24 protein-coding genes and 1 pseudogene are annotated in these 26845 nt (G+C 49.6%); 7 read left to right on the top strand and 18 right to left on the bottom strand.

Annotated elements, in window-relative coordinates:
• Positions 1-18 precede the first annotated feature (18 nt).
• Positions 19-2043: a methionine--tRNA ligase gene (gene metG, locus CWE14_RS02490; RefSeq protein WP_126797924.1), complete on the top strand. Its 2025-nt coding sequence runs from the start codon at positions 19-21 to the stop codon at positions 2041-2043.
• On the top strand, positions 2043-3230 hold the full coding sequence (locus CWE14_RS02485) for a class I SAM-dependent rRNA methyltransferase (RefSeq protein ID WP_126797923.1): 1188 nt from the start codon (positions 2043-2045) through the stop codon (positions 3228-3230). Before metG ends, CWE14_RS02485 begins: the two co-directional genes overlap by 1 nt.
• A gap of 23 nt (positions 3231-3253) precedes the next feature.
• Here the strand turns inward: CWE14_RS02485 and CWE14_RS02480 are convergent.
• From CWE14_RS02480 to CWE14_RS02430, 11 genes and pseudogenes are all read right to left on the bottom strand, one after another.
• A pseudogene (locus CWE14_RS02480) lies at positions 3254-3469 on the bottom strand (transposase); the annotation flags it as partial.
• A gap of 109 nt (positions 3470-3578) precedes the next feature.
• Entirely contained in the window at positions 3579-6962 is a 3384-nt protein-coding gene (locus CWE14_RS02475; protein ID WP_126797922.1) for a DEAD/DEAH box helicase, read from the bottom strand.
• 379 nt (positions 6963-7341) lie between these two features.
• On the bottom strand, positions 7342-7917 hold the full coding sequence (locus CWE14_RS02470; protein WP_126797921.1) for a UbiA prenyltransferase family protein: 576 nt from the start codon (positions 7915-7917) through the stop codon (positions 7342-7344).
• Positions 7902-8345: a hypothetical protein gene (locus CWE14_RS02465; RefSeq protein WP_126797920.1), complete on the bottom strand. Its 444-nt coding sequence runs from the start codon at positions 8343-8345 to the stop codon at positions 7902-7904. The genes CWE14_RS02470 and CWE14_RS02465 overlap by 16 nt, the downstream gene beginning before the upstream one ends.
• 408 nt (positions 8346-8753) lie before the next feature.
• Positions 8754-9224: an ABC transporter permease gene (locus CWE14_RS02460; protein ID WP_126797919.1), complete on the bottom strand. Its 471-nt coding sequence runs from the start codon at positions 9222-9224 to the stop codon at positions 8754-8756.
• 80 nt (positions 9225-9304) lie between these two features.
• Entirely contained in the window at positions 9305-9781 is a 477-nt protein-coding gene (locus CWE14_RS02455; RefSeq protein ID WP_126797918.1) for a hypothetical protein, read from the bottom strand.
• A 232-nt stretch (positions 9782-10013) separates the two neighbouring features.
• The gene (locus CWE14_RS02450; protein ID WP_126797917.1) at positions 10014-10499 is read right to left on the bottom strand and encodes a DUF4234 domain-containing protein; all 486 of its coding nucleotides are present in this window, start codon (positions 10497-10499) and stop codon (positions 10014-10016) included.
• A gap of 93 nt (positions 10500-10592) precedes the next feature.
• On the bottom strand, positions 10593-11243 hold the full coding sequence (locus tag CWE14_RS02445) for a hypothetical protein (RefSeq protein ID WP_126797916.1): 651 nt from the start codon (positions 11241-11243) through the stop codon (positions 10593-10595).
• A 247-nt stretch (positions 11244-11490) separates the two neighbouring features.
• Complete coding sequence (locus tag CWE14_RS02440) at positions 11491-13905, bottom strand: ABC transporter permease (RefSeq protein ID WP_126797915.1); 2415 nt, start codon at positions 13903-13905, stop codon at positions 11491-11493.
• A complete protein-coding gene (locus CWE14_RS02435; RefSeq protein WP_126797914.1) occupies positions 13898-14674 on the bottom strand; it encodes an ABC transporter ATP-binding protein in 777 nt (258 codons plus the stop codon). The genes CWE14_RS02440 and CWE14_RS02435 overlap by 8 nt, the downstream gene beginning before the upstream one ends.
• Positions 14675-14684: 10 nt before the next feature.
• Complete coding sequence (locus CWE14_RS02430) at positions 14685-15935, bottom strand: efflux RND transporter periplasmic adaptor subunit (RefSeq protein WP_126797913.1); 1251 nt, start codon at positions 15933-15935, stop codon at positions 14685-14687.
• A gap of 284 nt (positions 15936-16219) precedes the next feature.
• Between CWE14_RS02430 and CWE14_RS02425 the strand changes: the two genes are divergently transcribed.
• The 3 genes from CWE14_RS02425 (at position 16220) to CWE14_RS02415 (ending at position 19495) form a co-directional block, all read left to right on the top strand.
• Positions 16220-16627 carry a hypothetical protein gene (locus CWE14_RS02425; RefSeq protein ID WP_126797912.1) on the top strand — a complete coding sequence of 136 codons (408 nt, stop codon included), beginning with the start codon at positions 16220-16222 and terminating at the stop codon, positions 16625-16627.
• 157 nt (positions 16628-16784) lie between these two features.
• Positions 16785-18140: a sigma-54-dependent transcriptional regulator gene (locus tag CWE14_RS02420; protein ID WP_126797911.1), complete on the top strand. Its 1356-nt coding sequence runs from the start codon at positions 16785-16787 to the stop codon at positions 18138-18140.
• Complete coding sequence (locus CWE14_RS02415) at positions 18137-19495, top strand: sensor histidine kinase (protein ID WP_126797910.1); 1359 nt, start codon at positions 18137-18139, stop codon at positions 19493-19495. Before CWE14_RS02420 ends, CWE14_RS02415 begins: the two co-directional genes overlap by 4 nt.
• A 65-nt stretch (positions 19496-19560) precedes the next feature.
• On the opposite strand, the gene CWE14_RS02410 is transcribed toward CWE14_RS02415, so the two are convergent.
• From CWE14_RS02410 to CWE14_RS02400, 3 genes are all read right to left on the bottom strand, one after another.
• On the bottom strand, positions 19561-20475 hold the full coding sequence (locus CWE14_RS02410) for a nucleotidyl transferase AbiEii/AbiGii toxin family protein (RefSeq protein WP_126797909.1): 915 nt from the start codon (positions 20473-20475) through the stop codon (positions 19561-19563).
• Positions 20465-20878 (bottom strand): DUF6088 family protein, encoded by a 414-nt coding sequence (locus CWE14_RS02405; protein ID WP_126797908.1) that lies wholly within the window; start codon positions 20876-20878, stop codon positions 20465-20467. Before CWE14_RS02405 ends, CWE14_RS02410 begins: the two co-directional genes overlap by 11 nt.
• Positions 20879-21086: 208 nt before the next feature.
• Positions 21087-21923, bottom strand: coding sequence for an SDR family NAD(P)-dependent oxidoreductase (locus CWE14_RS02400; RefSeq protein ID WP_126797907.1), 837 nt, complete (start codon positions 21921-21923; stop codon positions 21087-21089).
• A gap of 99 nt (positions 21924-22022) precedes the next feature.
• Here CWE14_RS02400 and CWE14_RS02395 point away from each other — a divergent pair, with 99 nt between their 5' ends.
• On the top strand, positions 22023-22916 hold the full coding sequence (locus CWE14_RS02395) for a LysR family transcriptional regulator (protein WP_126797906.1): 894 nt from the start codon (positions 22023-22025) through the stop codon (positions 22914-22916).
• Positions 22917-23277: 361 nt separating this feature from the next.
• Here the strand turns inward: CWE14_RS02395 and CWE14_RS02390 are convergent, their stop codons facing one another.
• The 4 genes from CWE14_RS02390 to CWE14_RS02375 form a co-directional block, all read right to left on the bottom strand.
• A complete protein-coding gene (locus CWE14_RS02390; RefSeq protein ID WP_126797905.1) occupies positions 23278-24024 on the bottom strand; it encodes an NADPH-dependent F420 reductase in 747 nt (248 codons plus the stop codon).
• Between the two features lie 30 nt (positions 24025-24054).
• Positions 24055-24816 (bottom strand): NADPH-dependent F420 reductase, encoded by a 762-nt coding sequence (locus tag CWE14_RS02385; protein WP_420837094.1) that lies wholly within the window; start codon positions 24814-24816, stop codon positions 24055-24057.
• Positions 24817-24835: 19 nt separating this feature from the next.
• The gene (locus tag CWE14_RS02380) at positions 24836-25270 is read right to left on the bottom strand and encodes a MarR family winged helix-turn-helix transcriptional regulator (RefSeq protein WP_126797903.1); all 435 of its coding nucleotides are present in this window, start codon (positions 25268-25270) and stop codon (positions 24836-24838) included.
• Between the two features lie 116 nt (positions 25271-25386).
• Positions 25387-25794 carry a RidA family protein gene (locus tag CWE14_RS02375; RefSeq protein ID WP_126797902.1) on the bottom strand — a complete coding sequence of 136 codons (408 nt, stop codon included), beginning with the start codon at positions 25792-25794 and terminating at the stop codon, positions 25387-25389.
• 86 nt (positions 25795-25880) lie between these two features.
• On the opposite strand from CWE14_RS02375, the gene CWE14_RS02370 reads away from it, so the two are divergent.
• Positions 25881-26828 carry a LysR family transcriptional regulator gene (locus tag CWE14_RS02370; protein WP_126797901.1) on the top strand — a complete coding sequence of 316 codons (948 nt, stop codon included), beginning with the start codon at positions 25881-25883 and terminating at the stop codon, positions 26826-26828.
• Positions 26829-26845: the final 17 nt, after the last annotated feature.

Raw genomic sequence — 26845 nt, 5'->3', positions numbered from 1 at the left:
ACCTGATTGAGAAGATTCATGGCAGACACAAAACGACAGATTCTGGTGACCAACGCCCTTCCCTACGCCAACGGCCCGATCCATATTGGCCACATGCTAGGCTACATTCAGGCCGATATTTGGGTTCGCTATCAGAAAATGCGTGGTCATGACTGCCACTTCGTGTGTGCCGATGACGCTCATGGTACGCCTATTATGCTGAAGTCTCAGCAACTTGGCATTACCCCTGAAGCAATGATAGCGCAAATGAGCGACGCACATCAGGCCGATTTTGCCGAGTTCGGAGTGAGTTTTGATCACTATCATTCAACTCACTCGGAAGAGAACCGCGAGCTGGCGTCGCTTATCTACACCCGCCTGCGCGACAACGGGCATATCCAGACCCGCACCATCGAGCAGCTGTTTGACCCTGAGCGCGAAATGTTCCTGCCGGATCGCTTCGTTAAAGGCACCTGCCCGGATTGCGGCGCCGAAGATCAGTACGGCGACAACTGCGATGTCTGTGGCGCGACCTATGGCCCAACAGATCTCAAGAACCCGGTATCCGCAGTGTCAGGCGCGACCCCGGTACTACGTGAATCCGAGCACTATTTCTTCGACCTGCCCGCTTTCGGCGACATGCTCAAAGCCTGGACCCGTTCAGGGTCCTTGCAGGACGAAATGGCCAACAAGCTTAACGAGTGGTTCGAACAAGGCCTGCAACAGTGGGACATCAGCCGCGACGCACCGTATTTTGGTTTTGAAATCCCGGACGCGCCGGGCAAATACTTCTACGTATGGCTGGATGCGCCAATTGGCTACATGAGTAGCTTCAAAGCCTATTGTGCGAAGAACGGCCTGAACTTTGACGACTACTGGCAGGAAGACAGCAAAGCCGAGGTCTATCACTTTATCGGCAAAGACATTATCTACTTCCACAGCCTGTTCTGGCCTGCGATGCTCAAAGGCGCGCAGTTCCGCCAGCCGACCAATGTGTGGGCGCACGGTTTTATCACCGTCAACGGCACCAAAATGTCGAAGTCCAAAGGCACCTTCATTATGGCGCGCACCTACCTGGATCACTTAAACCCAGAGTACCTGCGCTACTACTTCGCCGCCAAACTGACCTCACGCATTGACGATCTCGATCTCAACCTGACCGACTTCGCCCAGCGCGTAAACTCTGACTTAGTGGGCAAAGTCGTCAATATCGCCAGCCGCTGTGCCGGCTTTATCGCCAAGAAGTTCGACGGCAAATTATCTGACACCGTCGCCGAGCCGGAACTGCTCAAACAGTTCACCGACGCCGCCGACAGCATTGCCGAGAGCTTTGAAAAGCGCGAATTCAGCCGTGCGATGCGCGATATCATGACCCTCGCCGACCGCGCCAACGAATACATTGCGATTAAAGAGCCATGGCAGCTAGCCAAAGACGAGACCAAACAGCAGGAAGTACAGGACGTCTGCTCCATGGGCATTCATATGTTCCGTGCGCTGATGATTTACCTGACCCCTGTGGTGCCAGAGCTGTCCAAGCAGGCACAGGAATTCTTAAACGACGACTTTACCTGGGACAGCGCCAAACAAGTGCTGACCGGCCACAAAATCAGTAAGTTCAAGGCGCTGCTACAACGCGTGCCAATGGAGAAGGTTGAAGCGATGATCGAAGACTCAAAAGAAGCGATGCAAGCCCAGCAGGCACCGGCCAACCCACATATGGCTGATGACCCGATCAGCGAGGAAATTGAGTTCAACGATTTCGCCAAAGTCGACCTGCGCGTGGCCAAAATTGCCAACGCCGAGCACGTTGAAGGCGCGGACAAGCTGTTAAAGCTGACCTTAGACTTAGGCGGCGAAACCCGTCAGGTATTTGCCGGCATTAAGTCAGCTTACAACCCGGAAGATTTGATTGGCCAGCACACCGTAATGGTCGCCAACCTCAAGCCGCGCAAAATGCGCTTTGGCATGTCTGAAGGCATGGTGCTGGCAGCAGGCCCAGGCGGTAAAGAGATTTACATCATGAACCCGCACGACGGTGCCGAGCCTGGGATGCGAGTAAGTTAATGGCCGGACAACTGATTATTAAGCAGGGCAAAGAAAAAGCCCTGCTGCGCAAGCACCCGTGGGTATTTACCGGCGCTGTGGCCAAAATTAAAGGCAAACCAGGCCTTGGCGACACCGTTGAGGTGCTCGACACGCGTGGTAACTTCTTAGGCCGCGCCGCCTACTCGCCGCACTCACAAATTTGCGGGCGCATCTGGACCTTTGACGCCAACGAGCAAGTCGACTTTGAGTTCTTCAAAGGCCGCATTGAACGTGCATTGCGCATGCGCCAGGCCGTATTGCCTGAAGGCACCACCGGCTATCGCTTAATTGCAGGTGAGTCCGACGCATTGCCGGGCATTACCATCGATATTTACGCCAACTGGATTGTCTGCCAGCTGTTATCAGCCGGTGCCGAGCTGCAGCGCGGCGTGATTGTCGAGGCATTACGCAGCGTGTTCCCTGAGCACAATGTGTATGAGCGCTCAGACGTCGACGTACGTAAAAAAGAAGGCTTAGAGCAGGTTACCGGTGTATTACACGGCGCTGAGGTTCCTGAAGAGCTGGTGATTGAAGAGAACGGTTTGAAGCTGTACGTGGATATCGTCAAAGGCCACAAAACCGGATACTACCTGGACCAGCGCGACGCCCGCCAGGCGATTAAGAAATACGCCAAAGGCAAACGCGTCCTCAACTGCTTTAGCTACACCGGCGGATTCGGTTTGTATGCAGCCGCCGCAGGCGCAAGCTATGTGCGCAACCTGGATATGTCACAGCCATCGCTCGATATCGCCAAGCGCAACCTGACCTTAAACGGCCTGGACGACGTTGACGTTGAGCATGTGCAAGGTGATGTGTTTCAACTACTGCGCGAATATCAAAATGGTGAGAAGTTTGACGTCATCGTGCTCGACCCACCCAAGTTCGTCGACTCAAAAGCCAGCCTGACCCGCGCCTGCCGTGGCTACAAAGACATCAACCGTTTAGCCGCCAAACTACTAAACCCAGGCGGCATACTGATGACCTTCTCATGCTCGGGCTTACTTAGCACCGAGCTATTCCAGAAAGTCGTCGCCGACGGCGTACTCGACGCAGGCCGCGAGATGCAAATCATCGACCGCACCTACCAGGCTGCCGACCACCCAGTGTCGCTGCCCTACCCTGAAGGGTTGTATTTGAAGGGGTTGGTGGTTAGATTGGTTGGGTGACATTGAAACGGAGCATCGGATTGATGCTCAACTTCAAGCTCGCGCGAGCGCTTCGCTCTGTTAACTTTCAGACCGACGTATTTACTATTACGCCAATGATAGATCGTCCGGTTTGATGATATGCCCAGGCGACGTCAAATGTATTAGACCTTGGGTCCGGCCCAATGCTCTTTGATGGCCTTAATGATTTCTTCTTCGCTGTAACGTTTTTTAAGTTTTGAGATCTCCACTTGACGCATTTTCATGAAAGTATCATCGATGTCATGGTTCTATTCTCAGGGAATAGCCAATACCATTTGTTACAACTTGGTTAAGGTAAATCCGCACACGTATGCTTTCTAGCGTTAGTTAGCCAAAGTCAAAGTTAATAGAGCTAGCTTTTTCTACAACTCTAACCTCTGTTAAATAATCATCAATTAAACGGGCGTCTTGCCTCTTAAAGTCTTCTAAGTTTGCATAGCATTGCATCTCACCGTTTTGTAGAACAGCCGATAATGTGCCTTCGGACCAATCCTTTTGATTACCAATAACAAATAGATGATGTTGAGCACGTGTGACGGCAACGTTTAATAAGTTTGGCTTACTATTTACCCACGTGATACCTCCTTGTTTTTTACGAATATTGGAGGCTGATGTGCATAGAATAACAGTGGATGCCTCTTTACCTTGAAACGAATGAACGGTCCCAATATTATGTTCAGAGAAAGACTCTACATCTAATCCAGCTTTATCGGTGCCGAAAGCACTTTGCATCCAACTATGATTAGAAGAGTCTTTACAAACCTCTTTCCACTGATGTTTCAGCTCCCGTCTCATAATCGAAAACGGTGTAATAATATATACTCCACCTTGAACCATATCAGGATGCTCTTCTACTAAAAATTTCACTAAATCTAGAGCAGTACACGCCTCAAGTGAATTTGCATACCCAGTTTTTTTCATCTCTTCTGCATCTTCATCAACGTTGATCCAACCACTTTGAATCGCTTTCCAGCCAAATGGCTTGCTAGCCAAAACCATTTTATCATCATAAGCAATTCTATTTGATATCGAAAACATTGGTTCCGTACAGCGTCGATGTACAAGCAGTGGAATCCCAACTTTTCGCTCCCCAATTTTTGCTATATATTTTCCAGCTTTATCAGCAATTGATTGGGCAGAATTAGAACTGATTAAATAATCGTCCCCCCAGCAGTGATTACCATCTTTTTTTGATATAGGAAAAAAATCTTCAGCAATTGCTAAATCAATTGACGGAGGCATAGTTACAACCGGTTCCAATTGTATGGGATCTCCGACGAAAATTGCCTGCCGACTTCTTTGTAACATACCAGTAACGTGATAGTTTACGGCCTGACCGGACTCATCAAACATTACCAACCCGAATCCTTCCTTTTTTTGCATTAGCTTAAATTGATTTTCAACCGATGATAAAGACGTGCTGACCACTGGGAAAAACAAAAACAAAATGGACCAAAGTTGCTGATGCTCAGGAGTGCTCTCATTTGTTTCAAGGTACCCATCAATTAGCCCATCGAGTTTCTCCCAATGCTTAGAGAGTTGACTTGCAGCACACTCTAGTATCGCTTCATTTAAAGCTAATGCCGCTATAAATAACTGGCTTCTACAGTCATTGAGTTCGGAGCTACTGAAGGGAGATGATAATTGAAGGCGTTTTTCCGCATCGTTTTCTGATTCTTCACCAATTGTTGAATAATACTGTGTACCTACTAGATGTTTCTTTTTATCCAATTTAAATTCTTGGTTATCTTTCGTTAGTACTTTTGAAACTCTAGCTAGCTTTTCATTAAATTTTCTTTGAGCAACATCTAAATTTCTCGTCAAGTGCTTACTGTAAAGCTTTTTCCCGAACCATTGTTTTTTAAAAGCTTCCAATGCTTCTATCGATAACTCCCATTGCTCCTCATCCAGACCTTTCCAACTCGCAGAGAATTGTTCAACAGTTAGTTCGTTGTTTTGGACTCTTTGCAAAGCTGAAGCAAAGGGTTTAAAAAACTCTTGGTACTTTTTATTTGCATGACACTCTTGTAAGTCTTCAATTACTATTGATATTCTCTTGTTGTCTTTCCAATCTGTAACGAATTTCTTAAAAACCTCATCAGCTTTTTCAGGTCCTTTTTTCTTTAGTAAGTTAACGAGAAACTGAAGGTGCAAATAATCTTTAATATTCCTAAAATGATCCTTCAGTTTAGACAATTGCTCTTTGAAAGAGCGACGATTGCTAGAATTTCCTAATACCGCACAAAACAGTCCCCAATCTTCTTCCGGAGCGATGCTTTGAAAGTGCTTTACTACGTCACTATACTGTTCCGGCAACTTACTTAATGCTGGGATCTCTTTTGATATATTCTCAACCGCTTTGTTGTTGCTTGATGCAACAACCATACTATATTGCATAATTGAAGAAATACTTTCGCTACTAGAAAGCCACTCCTCTTTTTCGCAAAGTTCACTAAGTTTTATAGTGCGAGTAACAAACCTATCTGCGATTACGTCTTTCAGTAATGTGGTTTTCCCTGTTCCGGGTGGGCCATTTACAGCCACAATTGGGTTCTCTGAAAGATCTGTAGATACATTAACAGCAACGCATTGAAGTAAACTGAGACCAAAATCAGGGTTATCTGGCCAGCGACCTTTAATAAGCTTATTAGTCAGTGACAAAAACAAATCACCTTGATTGACAGCATTGCCTATTTCAATTTGTTTTTTCCTACCGAGCAGATAGTCTTGCAATGGTCTAGATAGACCACCAACACCTTTCTTCCCTACTGAAGATATAGCTCGCTCAAGATCATCAACAAAAAATGGACCTAGCTGTTGATTTTCACTGCCTTCCGGATAGTAGCAATAGCGCCAACGGAATGTAACCGCCCCACTTTTTAATTCACTAGGTTGATCCAATTTATCAGCAAATCGACTTTCGATTGGCTGGCATTGATTCAGCATAAATTTTCTTGCACTTTCATCAGGCCAAAACTGTTCTGCAATTTTCCTATTAAGATGTATTATCTTATTTTGAAGCTCTTCTGTATCTAGTCCGTTACCTTCATCTTCTGGACTTAGTTCTTTATGAAGCATGGACTCAATTTCTATCATCCTTGCTTCTACCCAATCAGATAAACTCATCGAATTGGGAATTGAACTATTACAACGTCGGTATAGTGTCCTGATGGTCGCCAAGTTGATTACAAGATCTTCATCATCTTCAGAACGCGTCCATTTTACCTGTTTTTTTTCGTTGTCCCATTTGGGTATTAAAGCTTGTCCGACCAAATAAGTTCTAGGCGTTATGTAATTTGGATGCTTTTCTTCGCTTTTAGCTATATAACCAGCTATATGGCACTGAAACATTACGAATAAGCGGCTATCTGTGGTAAATTGTAGCTTACCTGCATGAATTTTTTTGGGAGCTTCCACCCCCCATGAGTTAGAGAAATAATCAGCTGGCTCGCTGATTATTTGCTTTTTATAGTCCATTGGACATTCAGGTAAATCAAACAATTCTGTGTCTAACCAGTAATTCAGGATTTGCTCGCATCGCAATTTATCTTTCAATTCATTTTCTTGGTCGCGTGTTAACTTTTGAGTTGCCTGTTCCTTTAAATTAGAATCTCTATGTACTGAATTATGTATAACGGTGTAGGTTTCTTTATGTATTTGCTTTTTTCTACCAAATAATGCAGACAACACGCTTTTAAGAGTCCTTTTCATACTAGTTTCCCACTTTAATTTTCTGAGTCTGGGCAAGTCTTAACAAAGTTAACAGGCCCCGAATTCAACTATTAACTGCAACACCCGCTCATAGTTTGTTGCAGCGGCTCTTTAAAAGCCACGCCTGACTGAATAAACCCTAGTAGTTTTCTGGAACGCAAATTCAACAGGAAGATTCCAACCTTTAAATAGGCGAGCTTCTACTGTCACGTTTTCATTTCTGTACGTTAGAATCACCTTTATGCCAATGTACTCTCTCCTTATTGCTACATAACGCCGCAGATCAGCGAAAGTGTCTAGCTCGCGCGGCCTTCGCGCCAGCGTAAGGGCCACAGCCTAGCTTTGTCCGGTTGCATCCAATTGTTAGACATGTTCTCAGTCATTCCTCAGCAGGAGTGAGTTTATCTAATGCTGTTTGTATTTCCTCCACTTGCTCTGTAATCTCGCACATACCTCTACCCAAGTCATCTAGGCTGGCTTTGACAATAAATTCTGAGTTTGCAAACTTAGAATCAAGTTGCATTAGTCCACTGCTAATAGATGAAACCTCCCCTTCGAAGGTTTGTAGCTTGCCCTGTAGGAGCCCAATATCTCTGGAAATAACAATCAGTTGCTCTTGTATATTGTTCTGTTTGTCGTCCCCAGTTGAGAAATACGTAGATAAAAGTAAAAGGAACCCAATGGTGACCAATACCGCTTGACCATTAAATGGCGAAATACGGCTTGGCTTCTCTCTTCGCAGTCGGCTGATGCCCAAACCACCTAGATATATACTAATCGCGCATAAAATGGCCGAGGCTCCAGCGAGCCACCAAAACACATTGCCAACATTTCTAAATTGAAGAATTAGGCCTGCGACTACACCTATTGCAGGAAGAAGGATAAGCGCCACATTTGTAAGTTGGCGGCTATTTTCTATCTTCAATTCTTGTTCTGTGGTTAATCCCGATCCCATATGCGCCACGACTTAAGGTTGAGTTCATTGAGTACCTTTGAGGCACCCCATAAAACATGAGAGGCTGGAATATCATGCCGATCGCCTGCAGACTCAGCAGCCATTCTTATGATGGTCTCGGTGTCTCTTCGAATGCCTTGCTCTATTTCATCATTGAGCACAACGGGAGAATCATGTTGTGCTAGGGGTAATGCGACCATCTGATGGATATTCACGATCAAAAATAGATATGCATCTGCGCGGAGTGAGTACTTTCCCTCTAAGGATGAAACTGCTTGATCAACTGCTTCAGTTACGATTGCTAATGATTTTAATGAGGCTTCAGAACGAATCCTTCTTTCCAGGAACGGAAATCTGGATCCCGTTGCTAGACTTGCCCTGTACAGCTCGATAAGCTCTTGATATATGATGTGAAATCTTCTATCCATATTTTAATCCAGATATTTGGTTGCCTAACAGATGACATTGCTCACGCGCGCTTTCAAAACACTCAAAACCCCACAAAAAAACAAGCTAGATACTGAAACAGCTAAGATAAGATAGATAACAGAAGAGACTCTTTCCCTTGGTAAACAAACTGAGCAGGCTCGTATTACTGTATTGCTATGCCTAGTATCCGTGGCAAGTTAATTTTATATAAAAGACTCTAGTGGAATTGTTCTTGCCTCGCAACTCTAAGCGAACCAACAACAATGCTTATTCATACCCTGCTGAACTTAGCGCAAAACTTCACCACCCAAAAGGAACCACTTCGATTATTATCAGCTTGAAAACAACAAACGCGCTTATTTGAGCAAACGTGCCGCTTTGTTAAACCCAATTATAGGCACTTATAATCAAAACTGCCTTAACACCAACCCAGGCTTACGACTAGCCACCCGCATACTGATCCCCGCCACTGTCAGCCAACAGATTGCAACGGTCAGCGCAGCCGCAGTCAGGTAGAGGCCTGCGTTTTGGCTGGCTCGTACATTAAAGCCGGAGAGCCACCACTCAACCACAAAGTAAGTACCAGGCACCGCAATTAACACGCTGATCGCCATCAACACCATGTATTCCCTGGCCAGGGTGTTGACGATTTGCATGCGCGAGGCACCGAGAACTTTGCGCATGGCGATTTCTTTGCTGCGTTGCTCTGCACTGAAGGCAGCAAGGCCGAACAGCCCGATACAGGCCAACAGTATGGCGAACCCTGCGAACAGTATAATGATGGTGCGCTGTCGCTCCTGATTCTGGTACATGGCGGAGAAATCCGCGCCTAACCAGGACGTATGTATGTCCATCCGGTTGAGGCGTTGCTGCAACATGGCTTCAATGTCGCAGCGCTCACCTGAAAGTCGTCCACCACACCAACAATATGAAGCTCGGTGCGAACGTTCCTGATTAGTTAGCGTCGACCATGCGCAAGGCTGAACTTAAGGCTCTCTTTCTTACGGTTGAATTCAGGGAGTTGTCCTAGCTCTTCGACGCATCTAGCCATCATTTCATATTCCGCATTACAAACCTTCCCCATCGCACGAAGATCGAGTGCAGTTTCTGCTGCCGGTTCGCATGTCTCATGGCAAAGTGAGACATAGAGATTTTTCACTAATGCAGGATAGTTTTGATGCTTGTACAGCACCCTGTCGGCGCCCCCATGTTGGCAGCGTTTCTGGGCGATAGTGTTGTCAAACTGGGTTAAGCGACCACGAAGGCCGGCAACGCTATTGGTCATGCCAACATAAATAACGCCGTCTTTGAATGAAAATGCCTTCCCGCAAAGGTTATCTTCAGACAAAGCCACGACGTAGATGCCCGGAAAAGCAATGCCGGGGTATTCATTTCTGGAGGACCAATGGTACCAGGGGCTAAATGTCAGTTTCATAGTTTCCTCAGTTGCTCACGCCTGTGTCTGGCGTCGCCTGCCAACTGGGAAATTCTATCATTGGGAGTTTGAAAAAGATGGAGAGGAAGTTGCATTGGCGAGTGTCCACCGGGCCGGGGCTTTGTATCTATTACCCCGGCCACCGCCATGTTCCGGCGCCCTTGCACACGTTTCTTGATGTGCTCAAGGAAGTGAAGTTTCCTAATCTTTCTCGGCCTGGTGAACCGCGATTTTAGGAGCCTGCTGTAGCCGTTTTTTCTGCATGCTGCTCGCCGATACGGTTAACATGGTAATTAAAGTACATAGTCGTGAAGAGAACTGTCCACAATCCATGAAACCATTCATCATCAGTTTTAGATATTTCATAAGCAGAATTCAGTGTATTTCGAGCTATAATTGCCCAAACCAACAACATGATTCCACAAATGAAATTAGACAAATCGCTTATTGCCACTACCGGATGAATCTCGCTTTGCGGTGTAACCATGAGAAACGGCATAGAGGCGAAAAGAAGGAATAACGAAATAAATGACATGGCTATAATCGCGTTTACAAAAGCCGTAGATATTTGTTTGTGTTCATCAACCATATCGTTTATTTTGGCTGTTTGTCGTTTTATGTAGAATGCAAAATACACCCCAAGTGTGATTACCCCCAGAGCAAACAAACGCCAAGTGCTTTGCTCTTTAAGCTTCCCAATAGACTTAATTTCTTTCACATTACTTCCTTATATGTAAATTGCATGTTGGAGTGCCTTATACGGCGGAACGTACACCGCTAGTTTAGCGGCGTACTGAAAAACTAGGTGCCATTACCGGGTTGTGATAATGAGGATATTGAAGGCTATCAACATAAAACATAAGATTGAGAGCGCGCTCGGAAGGACATAATTCATTTTACCTTGATGGTTTTTAAAATAACTTTCCATCTCAGTTGCAATTTTCGACGTAATAGCTTTAGACTGCTTATTTGCGCTCATAATTTGCACTGCGCCAAACCCTCGAATAACTACAAACTGAATCTCTGCACCTGTTTCCTCAATTCTGAGCGTGTAAGTATCTTTGCCGGACGTACTTTCTTCAGCCGTAAATCCTAGAGATTTGACGGATGCCATTATTGCATCACGAAAGTAATCAATATTACGCCCCATGACGGTATAGCCTTTCAGACGAATCCAGACGGCCAACAAAATCACTAAAAATGCAACAGGGGTTATTAATTGATACACTTCAAGGCGATGGGATGACGCACCGAAACTCATAACCCAAACAAAAAGCATAGACCCGATAAAAAAGGACGCAGAGGCAGCAACAACGCGGGAGGACACTATCAGTGGACGCTGTGTAAAGATGACTCGAAATGGGATACAGGCAAATAAAGTCAATAAGATGACGACAGACAAACTGGCTAAAATATAAACCCAAATTGTCGGGATCGAGCTAAACGCATTCATTAATTCCATAATAATAACCTTCCATGTTTACCGTAAAGAAGATGCTTCTTTACCGTTCCTGTTTAAATAGAGCGGCGTATGTTACTGATTTTGCAAATCTATCACAAGTAAATTATTCAGCAGGTTAATCAACTCAGAAAGAACAAGCTCAGGTTCATCGCTGTTATTCCACCGAGAGAATGCCATGCTCCCGTTATACGAGCATTGATTACAAGAGATAAAAAAGCCGCGTCCCTGCGGCTCCTGTCCTAACGAATTAAAACTGCCGCAACACTAACCCCGGCTTACGACTAGCCACCCGCATGCTGATCCCCGCCACGGTCAGCCAGCAGATGGCAACGGTCAGCGCAGCCGCAATCAGGTATAGGCCTGCGTTTTGGCTGGCTCGTACATTAAAGCCGGAGAGCCACCACTCAACCACAAAGTAAGTACCAGGCACCGCAATCAACACACTGATCGCCATCAACACCATGTATTCCCTGGCCAGGGTGTTGACGATTTGCATGCGCGAGGCACCGAGGACTTTGCGCATGGCGACTTCTTTGCTGCGTTGCTCTGCACTGAAGGCAGCAAGGCCGAATAGCCCGATACAGGTCAACAGGATGGCGAGGCCTGCGAACAGTATAATGATGGTGCGCTGTCGCTCCTGGTTTTGGTACATGGCGGAGAAGTCCGCGCCTAACCAGGACGTATGTATGTCCATGCGGTTGAGGCGCTGCTGCAACATGGCTTCAATCTCACTGCGTGTGCTGAGGGCAGTGGCTGGTTCTAGATGAATAATTAAATCTGCCTCTGGCATTGATGACCGGCCTGCAACCATCAGCGCTAAACCCACATATTGCGTCGCAGCGCCCACCTGAAAGTCGTCCACTACACCAACAATATGCAGCTCAGTGGGGACGTTGTCTTCGCCTATCATCCAGCGCTCTCCCAGCACCGAGTCTAAGTCGCTGTAACCGGCCTGACGGGCGAGTGAGGCGGTAACAATCGCGGAAGCGGTTGCATGGGTATCGCCTAGCGTAAACCAGTCCGCCTGCCGTTCTGCATCAAAGTCGCGCCCTGCCAGTAAACGTATGCCTGTGGTTTCAACAAAATCGTAGCCGGCACCAAAAGTTGCCACGGGTGGCAAGCGGTCAGCTTGGGTCTGGCCTGGTATACGTAGTGTTGATACCTGAGCGTATGTTTGCGTGAGCTCAACATCGGTTGGACTGACCGCGCGCACCCCATTCATCGCTGAAATATCAGTGACGAGGCTTTGATTGTCTGACCAAAAAAGGTAGGAATTATCGATATCGCGCACGATTAATCGCGATTCAGTTTGGTAACCCGGGTCCTGGTTCAGCAAAATATCGAGCTGTTGTTGCAGGATCGCACTGCCGATAAGCAGCGCCACCGTAATGGCGCCCTGCACCACCAATAGACCTTTGCGCACCCACACCGCCGTATTGCCGCGCTGCAAATCACCGCTGAGCACCCGCTTGGCGTTAAACGCCGAGATAAACAACGCCGGATAAATACCAGCCAGCAAGCCAATCACCGTGCTGCAAAGCAACAGTAAGGCGCCGTAGCTACCAAAATACTCAAGGACTATAGGCCGGTTGACCAGGTTACTGAAAGCGCCAACACTGAGTTCAACTAAGATCGCCGCGATAAAGCCCGCAATAAGGGCCACCATCAGCGATTCCAGCATAAACTGGCTAAATAGTTGCCAGCGGGTGGCGCCCAGGGTTTTGCGCACGCCGACTTCTTTCGCGCGACTGCCAGAGCGGGCAATACTCATATTGATAAAGTTGATGCTTGCCACCAACAACAATAAACCTGCAAGCACCGCTGCGGTTAACAACGTGGCGCGCGAGCCATTGGTTTTCAGTTCATAAGACAGTTGTGAGCGCAGGTGAATATCTGTCAGCTTGCGCAGCATGACTTCTGCGACGCCCCGCTCGTGATAGACTTTGTCAGCAAGCGCCTGCGACACTCCTTCCAATAAACCTTCAAAATTCGCATCATCAGGAATATGCAAATACACCAGCGCATTGTTTGAAAGTAGAGGCTGATCCAAATCTGCTTCGGACACTAACATCAGGGCATCGGCATGCAGGTGGCTTTGCTCGGGTACCTCGAAAACCGCTGCAACTGTATAGGTGGCACTATCCGTGGTGAGTGTTTCCCCGACACTGTTGGTGCGTCCAAAAAGGCGCTGCGACTGGTCTTCCGACAACGCTATGTTGCTGGGGTCACGTAGCACTGTGTCCAGATCACCCGCTAAGACGTCCACCAAAAAATACTCGCTGAAGTTGTCTTCAACCGCTAAATAGTCGAGTTGCATGGGTAACCGGGCATCTTGCGGCCGGACATCAAGCGAGCTGTCGAATAGCCGGGTGCCTTCAATGCGCGAATCGAAAGTCTGAAACTCGGCGATAATGGCCGGGCTGCTGATAGGAAACCGTTGATCCAAAGGGGTAAAGAACTGTTCAACCCGGTAGGTCTGTTCAGCCTCTGGGTGCATCTGGTCATAACCACGCTCGAACTGCACGTAAAGCAATATCAGCACCGCCGCAGCTAAGCCGACCGACAGGCCGATTAAATTCAGTGCCAGATGCACTTTTTGCTGCAGTAGCGCACGCAAGCCGGTTTTCAGGTAGCTGGCGAACATCGCGAATTGATCACCCATGGTTCACCACCTCGCTTAGTGTTGCACTGCTGCTTTCGTTCAAATTATCACTGACGTTTTCAGACACAATCCGCCCATCGAGCATACGTACAATACGGCTGGCATAACGGGCTTCATGTTCCGAGTGGGTGACCATCACAATGGTGGTGCCCTCTTTATTGAGCTGACGCAGCAACTGCATCACATCGTCACTGTTTTTTGAGTCGAGATTACCGGTGGGCTCATCGGCGAGGATTACGGCCGGATTAATCACCAATGCACGGGCGACTGCAACCCGTTGTTGCTGACCACCAGACAGCTGGATCGGCCGATGTTCAGCACGGTGATCAATGTTCATGCGTTTGAGGATGGCTTCGGCGCGTTCACGACGTTGCTGCCTGGGCATGCCTAAGTATTGCAACGGCAGCTCGACATTCTCACGTACGCTCAGCTCGTCAATCAGGTTGAAGCTTTGGAACACAAAGCCAAGTTCTGATTTGCGCAAATTCGCCAGCTTACGCTCGTTGTAAGCGGCGATGTCATTTCCCTTGAAATGGTAGGCGCCTGAGCTTGGGGAATCGAGCATACCGAGGATACTCAGCAGGGTCGACTTGCCGCAACCGGACGGGCCCATCACTGCGACAAAATCACCGGCCTGAATATTCAGGTTAATAGCATTGAGTGCGGTGGTTTCCAGCTGCTCGGTGCGAAACACGCGCGACAGGTTGTCCAGACTTATTAGTGCACTGCTAATGTTGTCGCTGAGAGTGTCGCTGATTGAATCTTTCATCGGTTGATCCTTATTGTTGTAACTGAATACTATCGGCTTGTTGAAAGTCACGATAGCTTGATGTGATGATTTTCGTGCCCGCAGACACGCCCTCTAACACTTCAACCCACTCTGGGGTTTGTCTGCCTAAACGCACCGGCGTCAGCACAGCGCGATGTGAGTCTTCATCCAGCACGTAGACAAAGTTGCCACCGCCTTCCTGCAGAAACGGACCACGTGGAATGGCCAGACGCTGCTGTTCGCCCTCTTCAAGGTGTAAGGTCAGGTTAAAAGACTGGCCTCGGGTCATGCGAATGTCGTCGGTGAGATTAAATTCGATTTGAAACTGGCTGTTGGTGACCCGGCTGTCGATGCGATCTACCTTGAGATCGAAGGTTTGCCCGGCAATGGTTGCACTGGCCGACATGCCCAGTTGCACACGGTTGAGATAAAACTCGTCAATGCTGGCGACCAGTTTGTAGCGTTCAGGCAAGTCAATTTGACCGAGGCGGCTACCCGCAGCACGGGATTCACCGGTTTCGACGTTGAATTCACTTAAATAGCCGCTAATCGGCGCACGAACGAGTAAGTTCCTCACGTTCTGACGGGCGAACTCAAGATTGCGAGTGAGCATATCGACGCTGTCTTCGAGCTGGCTCAGTTGCAGCTCGCGAATAGCTTCTTCAGTTTCCTGGCGCTGGCGGGCCAGATCGAGAACGCTTTGTTGGTAACTGAGATTTTCGCGCAAGCCGGTTAGCTCTTCCTCCGACACCATTGAATGGGCGTGGAGTTTTTCGCTTTGTGCGATATGGCGTTGCAGCGTCTGGATCTGGTGTTCCGCATCCAGTATATCGCGCTGTAAATTCAGCCGATTGGTCTCTATCGTCATCTGGGTGTTGCGCAGAAAGTTCATCTGCTCGGTGACCTGGGCTTCGCGGCTAATCAGATCCAGCTGCAAGCTGGTATTACTCAGTTGTACCAGCGGATCGCCCTTCTCCACGTAACTGCCCTGCTCGACCAAACGCTCTTCTACGCGGCCGCCATCGGTGAGATCTAAAAACACGGTTTGCTGGGGTACGGCGCTGGCACGCAAACTAATGCTTTCCCGCAGGATGCGTGGCTCGACCGTAGCAACGGAGATGTCGTTTAAGGTCATACTGCTCTGCAAACTGTTACTACCGTTACTAAGGTGCCAACTCGCCAGCGCGATTGCCGCAAGTACGCTAAGTGCGATCAGTATCTTTTTCAGTGGCAGCGATGATTTTGCTATCTGTTTATCCATGGGTACTCTCTGGGCGTTCTCGAAATATTCGTCATGCCCTGACTATCCCAGTTTTGTGCCAACCGTTAATTTATATATTTTTCAATTAGTTATTGAGATTTATACTTACGGAGGTGTCCATGGATGGAACAGTTAAGTGTCCGTAAATGGACAGTTCAACGCTTATGCTGCGCCGTTGTCGGTGCTAAAATCCTGCCATTCGATGTCAGCTCAGATCCCACATTCAGGAGATGTTTGTGCCTTACCGTACCGGTGTTATGTCAGGACTCATGGTCTTTTCGCTTGTGTCTTTCTTTTTCATTCCATCCGCCAGCGCCCAGAGCAACGAGTGTGTAACGCTCGAGGAAGATGCAGAGGTTGAACTGCGGCTTCGATTTGCAGAGGGCTATGACAATTGCTTTCAAATAAACGGGTACGAGGGGCACGACACTCTCGCTTTTTTCTTGCTCGGCCACGAAGGGGTTGAACAAGGATTAGAGGTCTATCAGGCAGACACCCCTGAAGCAGGCGTGATAGCCTCGTTTGACGATAGAACCGGCCCCATGAACTCGGTGAGAAGCCCTCTACCAGAGGGTGGCGTGATGTTTTCAGTGAAGCCCAAAGGGGATTGGTACGGTGATAAGATAATCGACGTTAACGTACTTGAAGGGCGGGACGAAGTGTTTGTGTATATTGGCGTGAAACCTTTGTAGCCTGTTGGTTGCAGATCATTAGTTTCAGGTCATTGGTTACAAGTCATTTGTTACAAAGAACGCCCGCAAGTGTCCATAAATGGACACTTGCGGAGCTTTTTTTGACCCGCCGGCGGATTTCCGTTTAGATAGCGTTTTAATTCTTACCTGGCGGCCTATGTCCAAGCCCATGCGTGTGTTAGTTGTTGATGATAATCAGGATATTCTGACGGCATGCAGGCTATGCCTGAAGCCACATGTGGATGACGTCCTGACCCTGGCCAACCCCACCGAGCTGATGGGCGTACTCAAGGTCAACAAAATCGACCTTGTACTGCTGGACATGAACTTCACCCGCGACGCCAGTAGCGGCGAAGAAGGCATTTTTTACTTAAAGCAAATTGTTGCTGCGCACCCGAATATGCCGGTGGTGATGATGACCGCCTATACCGATGTCACGCTCGCGGTCAAAGCCATGCACCTGGGCGCGAAGGACTTTGTGGCTAAGCCCTGGGACAACCAACAACTGATTGATGCATTGCTGGCAGCAGATTCTGGGGTTAAGACTGAGACATCGCGCACTGCAGCAAGCGACGACAAAACCCCGCTGATTGGCGATAGCGAACCGATGCAGGCCGTCAAGCAACTGATTGAGAAAGTCGCGCTAAGCGATGCCAATGTGCTTATTTTAGGCGAGAGCGGCACCGGTAAAGAGGTGGTCGCGCAGCAGATTCATCAGCTATCTGCCCGGCGTGATAAAAGCTTCGTTGGAGTCGATATGGGCACCCTGCCCGACAACCTGTTTGAGAGCGAACTCTTTGGCTATAAAAAAGGCAGCTTCACCGGCGCGATGCAGGACAGCCCCGGGCGTATGGCCCTTGCTGATAAAAGCACGCTGTTTCTCGACGAGCTTGGTAACTTACCCCTGCCGCAACAAGGCAAACTGCTGACCGCGCTACAAAACCGTGCGGTGACCGCATTGGGTGCTCAGTCACCAAAACCCATTGATATCCGGTTGATTAGCGCCACTAATGAAGACCTGCATCAACAGGTCGCTACAGGCGCCTTTCGTCAGGATCTGTTTTATCGTATCAACACCGTCGAGATCCACTTACCGCCGTTGCGTGAGCGTGGCAGTGACATCGATTTGCTGCTCGACTGGTATTGCGCGCGGTACACGGCTCGTTACGGGCGTCCAGAACTACGCATTAAAGACAGCGACCGCAAATGGCTGCACACGTACCAATGGCCGGGCAATGTGCGCGAGCTTGCGCATAGCGTCGAGCGAGCGGTGGTACTTGCAGATGGCGAGTATCTGGATTTTTCGCAGTTGGCCAGGCAATCCACTATGCCCGTTCAACAAGACGCGGATGCCACCGGCACCAGCGAAAGCCCCTTTCTGCTCGAATATGTCGAGCGCAAAACCATTCAACAAGCGCTGCAGTTCTATCAGGGCAACGTCAGCCATGCGGCCAAAGCGCTCGGCCTGACCCGCGGCGCTATGTACCGGCGCATGGAGAAATACGGCTTATGAAAACAATGCTGATATGGCTTGGAGTGTTTTCGTTGGCAATGGTGTTATTAGTCGCGAGTGTGACAGCAAGTTATCTGTCTGGTGATATCGAGCATACACTGCTGCCAGGCCCCGCCACGTTAACCTTATTCGCCGTCATTGCGCTTATTTCATTATGGATGATCAGGCGCGCGTTTAGCCGCCAGCAAAGCCACATCAGTCAGGTTCTTAAGTCACTCATCAACCGCGATGCCAGCTTGAGCTTGCCTGGCGCACCAGAGATCGCTCCCCTGCTAAAGCAAGTTCAGCAAGAGATCGGCCGCAGCCGCGATGACGCTGAAATTCAGGCGAGCTATTTAAAAGCACTCATTGCACAGCTGGATATCGCAGTGCTGGAGTTTGACAGCGACGGCCACATCATGCAGTCAAATCCGGCGGCTGAACGTCTGCTCGGGCTAAGCTTCTTGCATGCATGGCGACGCTCAGTTCCCGGACAAGGCTCAGATGCGTCTAACCCAGGCCTCAGACCCAATATACAAGCGTTACAACGGCTGGTGAGTGCCAATACCACGGGCAGCCGCGGCGAGCTCACCTGGCATTATCCAAACCGCAGAGAAACCCTGCTCTACACCTTGATTCATGGCTTTAACCAAGGCCAGCAGCGCACGTTGCTCACCCTGCAAAGCATCGAGAAGCAACTCGTCGCCCAAGAGGTGAAAGCCCATCAGCAACTGGTAAAAGTACTGACCCATGAAGTGGCAAACTCGATTACGCCGATGGTCTCCCTCACCCAAAGCGCACAGAGTATAAGCACCCATATGCTGCATAGTGGCGTGGAAGGCAGCGACGATTTAGCCGAAGCCCTCGCCACCATAACCCGCCGCGGCCAGCACCTGACCCAGTTTATTCAGTCGTTCAAAGCCTTGAGTGTAACGGTTCGCGCTAAACTCAGCGTGCAACCGCTACGGTCTCAGGTCACCGAGGTATTAAGGTTGCTGCAAACAGAGTTTGAAGGAATTGAGATTGAGCTCGATATCGACAACACCCTTGAGGTGAATCTCGACCCGAGCTTATTCGAACAGGTACTGATTAACCTGTTGAAAAACGCCGCCGAAGCGACCACCGGACAGAGCCATCGCCGCGTTCAGTTGGTTGCCCAACGCCTCGACGAGCAGGTGTGCCTGGATATCATCGACAATGGCAGCGGTATCAACGAACACGCCGCCACCAGCATCTTTGTACCCTTCTTCACAACCAAAACCACCGGCAGCGGCATCGGCCTGCCCCTCGCCCGCTCGCTAATGCTCTCGCAAGGCGGCAACCTGCTACTGCTCGACGCCACCGAACACGGGCATTTCCGTTGTGTGTTTGGGTGAATAAATACAGTGGTGCTTGTACGTTAAGGTGTGCGTAAAAGTATGCAGTACCTAAGTAAATAAACTCAGGCTTCAAACAGTGAAATCATTGCCTCAAGACTGGTCACTGCATGATCAAAACTGATCATGTCTTCGTCGTTAGCATAAGACATCGCATCCACAAACTGCTGATACTCTTGTCGGTAAAGGCTATCACTCTGCAATTGCGCCAGAACAGATTGCAGAGATGGATAAAGCGCCTTTTCTGTATCTCGCTTACCAGTTTCTTGATCACCCTCAAAAGAAGCGTGTGCGGTATCAATGAACAATGCCTGTTCCTGTTCAATGACAGAATTCAAAGCACATAAATCATGCAGATGCCTAATCATAGCAGGATCATCTGAAGCGTGACTTCGATCACGTTTCAATACTCTCCATGTCAATGCACTGAGTTTATCTGCTCCCGTTTCAATAGGAGACAAACACAAAATCTCGGTTTCCGGAGACCCACCTGTAAACTTAGCAATTAAAGACTGGATTGGCTTCTTCTGTGCAGGTAAACGAGGCTGAGTAAAGCTAAATTCTATTTCGAGATTTGGACGTAAGGAGGCATGAACATCGTACTGCTGCGGGTAGCTCATGGGGAACTTGATGTATTTGCTAGCCACTGCCATTTTTGATTCATCCAGCTCAATATGGTCGATGGCTTGAATACAATCAAGCATGCCCGAGCGATAGGCACTGCGTACCTTTTTGTTTTGATTACCTGAGCTGGGTGTGGTGTATCGACAACGGAAGTCCAAGTCCTCTGAAAACCGCTGGATTAGGCCATAACCTTTTGAAAGGCTGGTGCCTCCGGCAAACAGCGTTTCAATGAATTCGCTTTGATGTTCAGCAACCGTTTTCAGAACTTGTACTGAATACCAGTCCTTTTCTACAAAGGCTGGATCTATCCCTAACTCGGCAGCGATTTCATCGACGAATTTGTAGTTAAGAGACATACTGAAACTTTATCGACTTGCCGTCATATTCCATTTTACGGGATACCCGTCCTTTAACAGCAATCACTCGGCCTGTCGGCACTTGGCTCGTCTGGCCGCTGTTGTACCGCTGCAAATCCTTAGCGGGCACTACTTTCACTTTCAGCTTCTCGCGGAGAGCTTCCGTAGCAAGTTGCGGCAATGGTTTAACAGGGATTAATTTGCCAGTCAAAGACGAACGTTTAGCCTTTGCGTATAAGCCCTGGCCAAACTTGATCAAAATCTCATCACTCACAAGCTGCCGTAACACCCGGCCAACCTGGTCACGATCCGAGAGATCAAAGAAATCCGTCGGGGTGAATACAGCTCCCTTACTACGGCTAATCCGATATTTCACCTTGCTTTTTAAAGAGTTAAGCGCCATGACAGACCTCTACATATTTACGACACTACTTCAGTACAAATATACGACACTAAAGGTAGCGAATCAAAGATAAAATATTATTTAATATCAAAATATTAAGCTAAAATTTAGGATTTATCGAATATCGTATAGAAATAGATCGCGAGATAGTCAGTCTGCTCGGTATTTAAATCAAGCGGTAGGTAGACTCGAGGTAATTCCGGGTTTCTCAATCACCAATAGATTTGCCGACGCCATAATCGCTTGAGTACTTCAGTTCGGCTTTCAACTTCTCCAACTTTTCTGCTACCCACGCCAGGGCATCTTCGCCAAAAACAAACCGCGCCGGTGGGTCGCCGGCACTGGCGAGCGTGACGATCGTCGAGGCGAGCATTGCAGGATCGCCCGGCTGATTGTGGTTGGCTTCCACTATGAATGAGCGGAACTGCCGAACCGCGTCGGCATAATCGGCGATGTCGATGTCGCCATGGTTTGCGGATCGGTTGTCCAGGAAGTCGGTGCGCAGCATACCGGGTTCGACGATCAACGACCTGACCCCGAGCGGCGCTAGTTCCTGGGCAAAGCCCTCGATCCAACCCTCGATGGCGAACTTGGAGGAGGCGTAGACCGAACCTCCCGGGTGCGAAAGCAGCCCGTTAACCGAAGAAATGGTGATGAGGAGGCCGGATCGCCGAGCCCGCATGTAAGGAACCACCGCACGCGTTACGTTCATCGTGCCGAAGACGTTGATATCGAACTGACGACGAACATGTTCGGCGCGGATCGTCTCAAACCAACCGAGTTGCGCCTGACCGGCGTTATTGACAAGCACGTCGATCCTGCCGAAACGGTCTGTCACCGCTTTGACTACAGAAACGGCCGCATCGTTGTCCATAATGTCCAAAGCGTATGTGTGAACGTCGCCTCGCTCAGCTTCGAACGCGCTTTTCACATCTTCTACCGATCGCGAGGTTGCGACGACCGTATGCCCCGCCGCCAATGCGCTACGCGCGATCTCAAGTCCGAGCCCTCGGCTCGCTCCTGTAATAAGCCATACGTTTGCCATGTCGATCTCCGATTAATATTGGATTTCGTCAAATTAAGTGATTTAATTTAATTAGACAAGCGAATCATTGGTTATAAGGTTTATTAGAGAGGGTAATTAATGAGGCCGGATCTGTTTCGTGAACTCGCGATGTTCGAAGTAATAGCGACCGAGAGAAGTTTCACGCGCGCTGCAAGGCGGATGGGCATTACGCAATCTGCACTCAGCCAGTCCCTGAAGCGCCTGGAAAACGAACTCGGATTTCGGCTTCTGCATAGGACCACCCGCAGCACCTCTCCCACGGAGGCCGGTGCCCGCGTCTTGGCGAAGCTGTCGCCAGCCCTGAAAGAGATCGCGACAGAGGTTGGACAACTGTCCGACGATCAGAGTGAACCTGTTGGAACGGTCAAGGTGACTGCAGGGAAGCACGCGGCCGACACTATCCTGTGGCCTGCCCTGGTACCACTAATGCGCGAGAATCCGGGCATCGAGGTAGAGGTTTGCGTGCAGGATGACTACGTCGATATCGTTGCTTCCCGGTTCGACGCGGGCATTAGGTTGGGCGAGCGCTTAGAGAAAGACATGGTTGCAGTGCCCGTCGGGCCTAGAATGCGAATCGCCGTGGTTGCGTCGCCTGGATATCTCACTCTTCATGGAACGCCTACGAAGCCGTCGGACATTTCGCAACATCAGTGCATCAGTTTCCGGAACGGCAGTGGTGAGCTCTCGCCCTGGACCTTTGAGCAGAATAAACACGAGATAACCGTAAAGCCTGGACGGGGGCCGGTCTTCAACGATGGGGACCTGATGGTCGCCGCCGCGACCGAGGGTTTCGGTCTCCTTTATATCATTGAGGATCTGGTGGACTTGCAACTGTCCTCTGGAGCATTGGTGCGAGTCCTGCAGGACTGGTCTGAACCCTTTACGGGCTATCACCTCTACTTCGCCACACGACATCAGCATACAAGGGCGTTCCGCAAGTTCGTGGAAGCACTCAAGTACCACTCCCCGTAAAGATGGGTAACTCGGGCTCTTAACGCCCGAGTACAGCGGCACGAACAACGTGAGTGTCCAGCACCGCAGGTGCGTGCTGATGCGACTGGTTATGTGAACGATTCAAATGAACCTGCCTCATCCTATTAAACTTTCGATGCCATCAGCTTCAATGATTCGCTTAACTTCATCTAGCGCGAACGCTGAAGCCTGCGAGCCACCATTCGACTAAAAAGTAGGTGGTGGGGAAAGCGATGAGGACGCTGATGGTCATCAGCACCATAGTTGTGTGTTTGGGTAGTACAAATGTTCGTCACGCAGCACCTGTCCAGTGGCAGACTCCCTGCCACTGAACGGATTAGCGAACGAGATGCAGGTCTATCTATAAGTTAAGTAAGCGAGATAGTTGAACGATAAAGTCCCGACCTGGGTTTATTCCAGAGGTACCAAACCGTTCCTCGTACACCGCGAAGGCGAGGTCCTGGCGCTTGCGTGAACGTTCCAGGTCTGCATTTGCCAATGCCTGTGGCAGCTCTGCGAGCGTGACTTCGGTGCAGTAGCAAGGGGCACCACATTGCTGGCGCCATGAGTCCGCTATCGTCCCGGCATCATAGGCATCAAAGCCTGACTCTTCGACCAGTGCCATTGCCACGTCCCGATCACGGTCACGATCCGCCGCAACGGGAGCGGCGACACGTTCGGGGTCGCCTGCGGGCCGGTTCATCTCTTTGAGCGTTGCGGAATAAATCGAATTCCACGCCTTTACGATAGGACGGCCTAGTTTTTCGGTCACCCAGACGCTATCAGGCTTCCCTTTTTCGATCGCCTCAATCCTGTCATCGCGCATAGGAATATAATTTGACGTATCTATCACCACTGTCTCAGCGGGAAGCTCGGCTAGCACCGGCGCGAGATCCGGAATCCGGATGAAAGGAATCGAGAGGATCAGCACGTCAATGTCGGTTACGACTTCTTCCTTCGTAACCGCATGTGCGCCCGTAGCGAGCACGTCCGGGTCGATTGTCTCTGGTCCACGTGAGTTCGCTACCTTGACGGTATGGCCGCAAGCGCTGAAACGCCGAGCCAGAGTTCCTCCGATAAATCCGCTGCCTAAAATTCCAATTTTCATCATGTAATCCTCAACGTTGGTTGTTTCGACTCAGTCATCGGAATGTACCGAACGATTCATGTTGATGATGTCCGCATGACTGGGATTGGGTCCAAGCTGCCCGAAGCGGCTGAATACTTCTTGAAGGACCCTGGGCGCTTTGCCGGGAACTGCTTGTTCCAAGGCGTTTCGCATTGCCTTTGCATCGTAATCACAGCAGTAGCCTGGGGTACCGGGCTGCTGACGCCAGGATTCCGACAATGAACCGCCATCTACCGGGTCGAAGCCGATCTGACTCACGATGTCCATGACTAGCGTCTTGGATTGAGCGTCATCCCCGGCCACTGCCACAGCGATACGGTCGGGAGACCCAGGCGGCCGGCCGAGTTCGGTGAGCGAATGGGCAAGAATGTTGTTGAAGGCCTTGATCACAGGTCGACCTATCTGTTCGGAAACCCAGACGCTTTCGGCCTTTCCGTCATCGATCTCTGCAATGCGGGGGTCCCGGACGTCAGGATAGTAATTGCCCGTATCGATGATCGGCGCGTTCGCGCCCAACGCATCGAACAAATCTTTGGGGAGTTCCACCACGGCAGCGAGCGGGATTGAGAGGATCACGAGTTCTGCGCCCTTGACGGCCCCATGGGCGTTCGCGGGAATGGCACCAATTTCGTCGGCGAAGGGACGCACAGCCTCTGCACCTTTTGAGTTGGCCACGCGAACTTCATGCCCTGACTCGCTGAGTTTGCGAGCAAGTGTGCCGCCGATACTACCAATGCCGATGATACCAATTTTCATATGTGCTCCTTTCAGTGTGATTTGATTTTACGTCTTAAGAGTCAGCTAACGGACGGCCGAGGCCGTCAAGCGTCAGACGCAGCGCTTCGAGTTCACCTGCGGTTAGCTGGCAGGCCACTCTAATTTTGTCGGGTATACCGCGAAGCTCCTCTTCCATATCTTTACTGTGCCTGGAGAGATCGATGAGAACCCGGCGTTCATCTGAAGGATCACGCGTGCGGGTGACCACACCAGCAGCTTGTAGTCGCTTGAGCAGTGGCGTCAGGGTGCCTGTTTCCATATCCAGGCGGGTACATAGCTCACCAACCGATAGTGGTGCACCATTCAGCAGTTCTAGCGTGACCAGATACTGCGAGAACGTCAGACCTAGTGGTTCAAGAAACGGTTTGTGCAAGCGAACCATCCGATTCGCGGCGGCGTGCAGGGCGAAGGAAAGCTCCGATGCAGCGCTTCGTGTTATCTTTGTCATTCATATAGCCCGCTATAATGTAGTGCGCTACATATTTAAACAAAAAAACGCTTTTGTCAAAATCTTTTCCAGTTCATCTGCCGTTTCCTCCGTAATCCGAAAAGCTTAGTTACCAGTTAATCAGGAAGCCTGACAACCAGTTCCATTTCCACCTGCAGGTCGGGCGCAGCTAGTGCTTCAACGCCGATGCCAGTCACGCAAGGTTGAGCACCGTCAAAGGTGGCTAAAAACGGAGGCATCAATTGCGCTAACCTGTCGGGTGTGAGATTCACTAAGTAGACGCGCGCCACCACCACATGCTCAGGTTTTGCACCCACAGCATCTAACGCTGACCGTGCATTCTTTGCAACCAGTTTCATTTGCTCTACCAGGCTGTCTGGTACTAGCACGCCGTTTGCCTGCCATGCTACCTGGCCCGAGATATAGGCCATACGACCTGGCTCGATTACGGATATTTGCGAGTACCCCATGTCTGCGGCATTCGGCAATGTTGAAGGGTTAAGACGGACGATTGGATGTGCCATATTCTCTCCTGAATCAATAAAGGGCTTTGCGGAACAAGATTCCAGGGTGGTACTCTACACCTTAAATTGTTGAATTAGGTTCGCCAATGAGTTTCCGTTCCCTCCCTACTGCTCACAAACAAGATTCCGATCTTGATCTCAAAGCACTTCGCATCTTCGTTGCCATTGCCGAATCAGGCAGTTTCATTGCGGGCGGAAAAGCCAGGGGGCTGACTCGCTCTGCAGCGGGAAAGGCAGTGGCCAGGCTGGAGGCACATCTTGGCACGCGACTTTTCCACAGAACGACGAGAAGCTTGTCTCTGACAGTCGATGGGCAACGATTCTATGAACGCAGCATTCAAATACTGCAGGATCTGGCAGAAGCTGAATCCAGTATTCGACAGGACAGTCCGCAACCATCAGGGACGCTCCGAATGACGGTTTCGGAAATATATGGTCGTGCGGTTATTCTGCCTTTTCTCAACAAATTCCTCGAGCAGTGGCCGGAGCTTGATGTTGAGATCAGCTTTACCGACCGGATTGTCGATGTGACTGAAGAAGGTTTCGACCTGAGCATCCGCATAGGAGAAGTCGCTCAAGACTCTTTGTTAATCGCTCGCGTCATAGAGCATGCAAAAGGCGGTATGTACGCCGCGCCAGATTATCTCGAAAACTTCGGTACACCGAACACACCTGAAGATTTGGCAAACCATCAACGACTTATTTATGGGTTGAACCCCAGACCCGGCAGTTGGGCGTTAACAGCGCCTGACGGAGAATCTATACTAATTAATGGCGGGCGGCTTTTTCGTTTCGATAGTGGCGAGGCCATTCGGGAAGCCGCCATTCTGGGCATGGGTATCGCATTCCTTCCCTCGTCACTTTTAGAAGCCGACATTGACGCCGGGCGTCTGGTGAAGTTATTACCGAGTTTCCAGGGTCCTACGACGCCCATTCAGGTCATCTACCCGAGCCGTAAGCATTTAGCAGCAAAAATCAGGCAGTTTATTGATGGGCTGGTGGAGTATCGCAATGCGCCGCAGCCCCCGGCGTGACTAGTCTTCGTTTTCCA

The sequence above is a fragment of the Aliidiomarina soli genome (genome assembly GCF_003986975.1).
GTDB lineage: Bacteria > Pseudomonadota > Gammaproteobacteria > Enterobacterales > Alteromonadaceae > Aliidiomarina > Aliidiomarina soli.
Note: the sequence above shows the minus strand (reverse complement) of the source record. Positions and strands in the feature narration are given on the sequence as shown.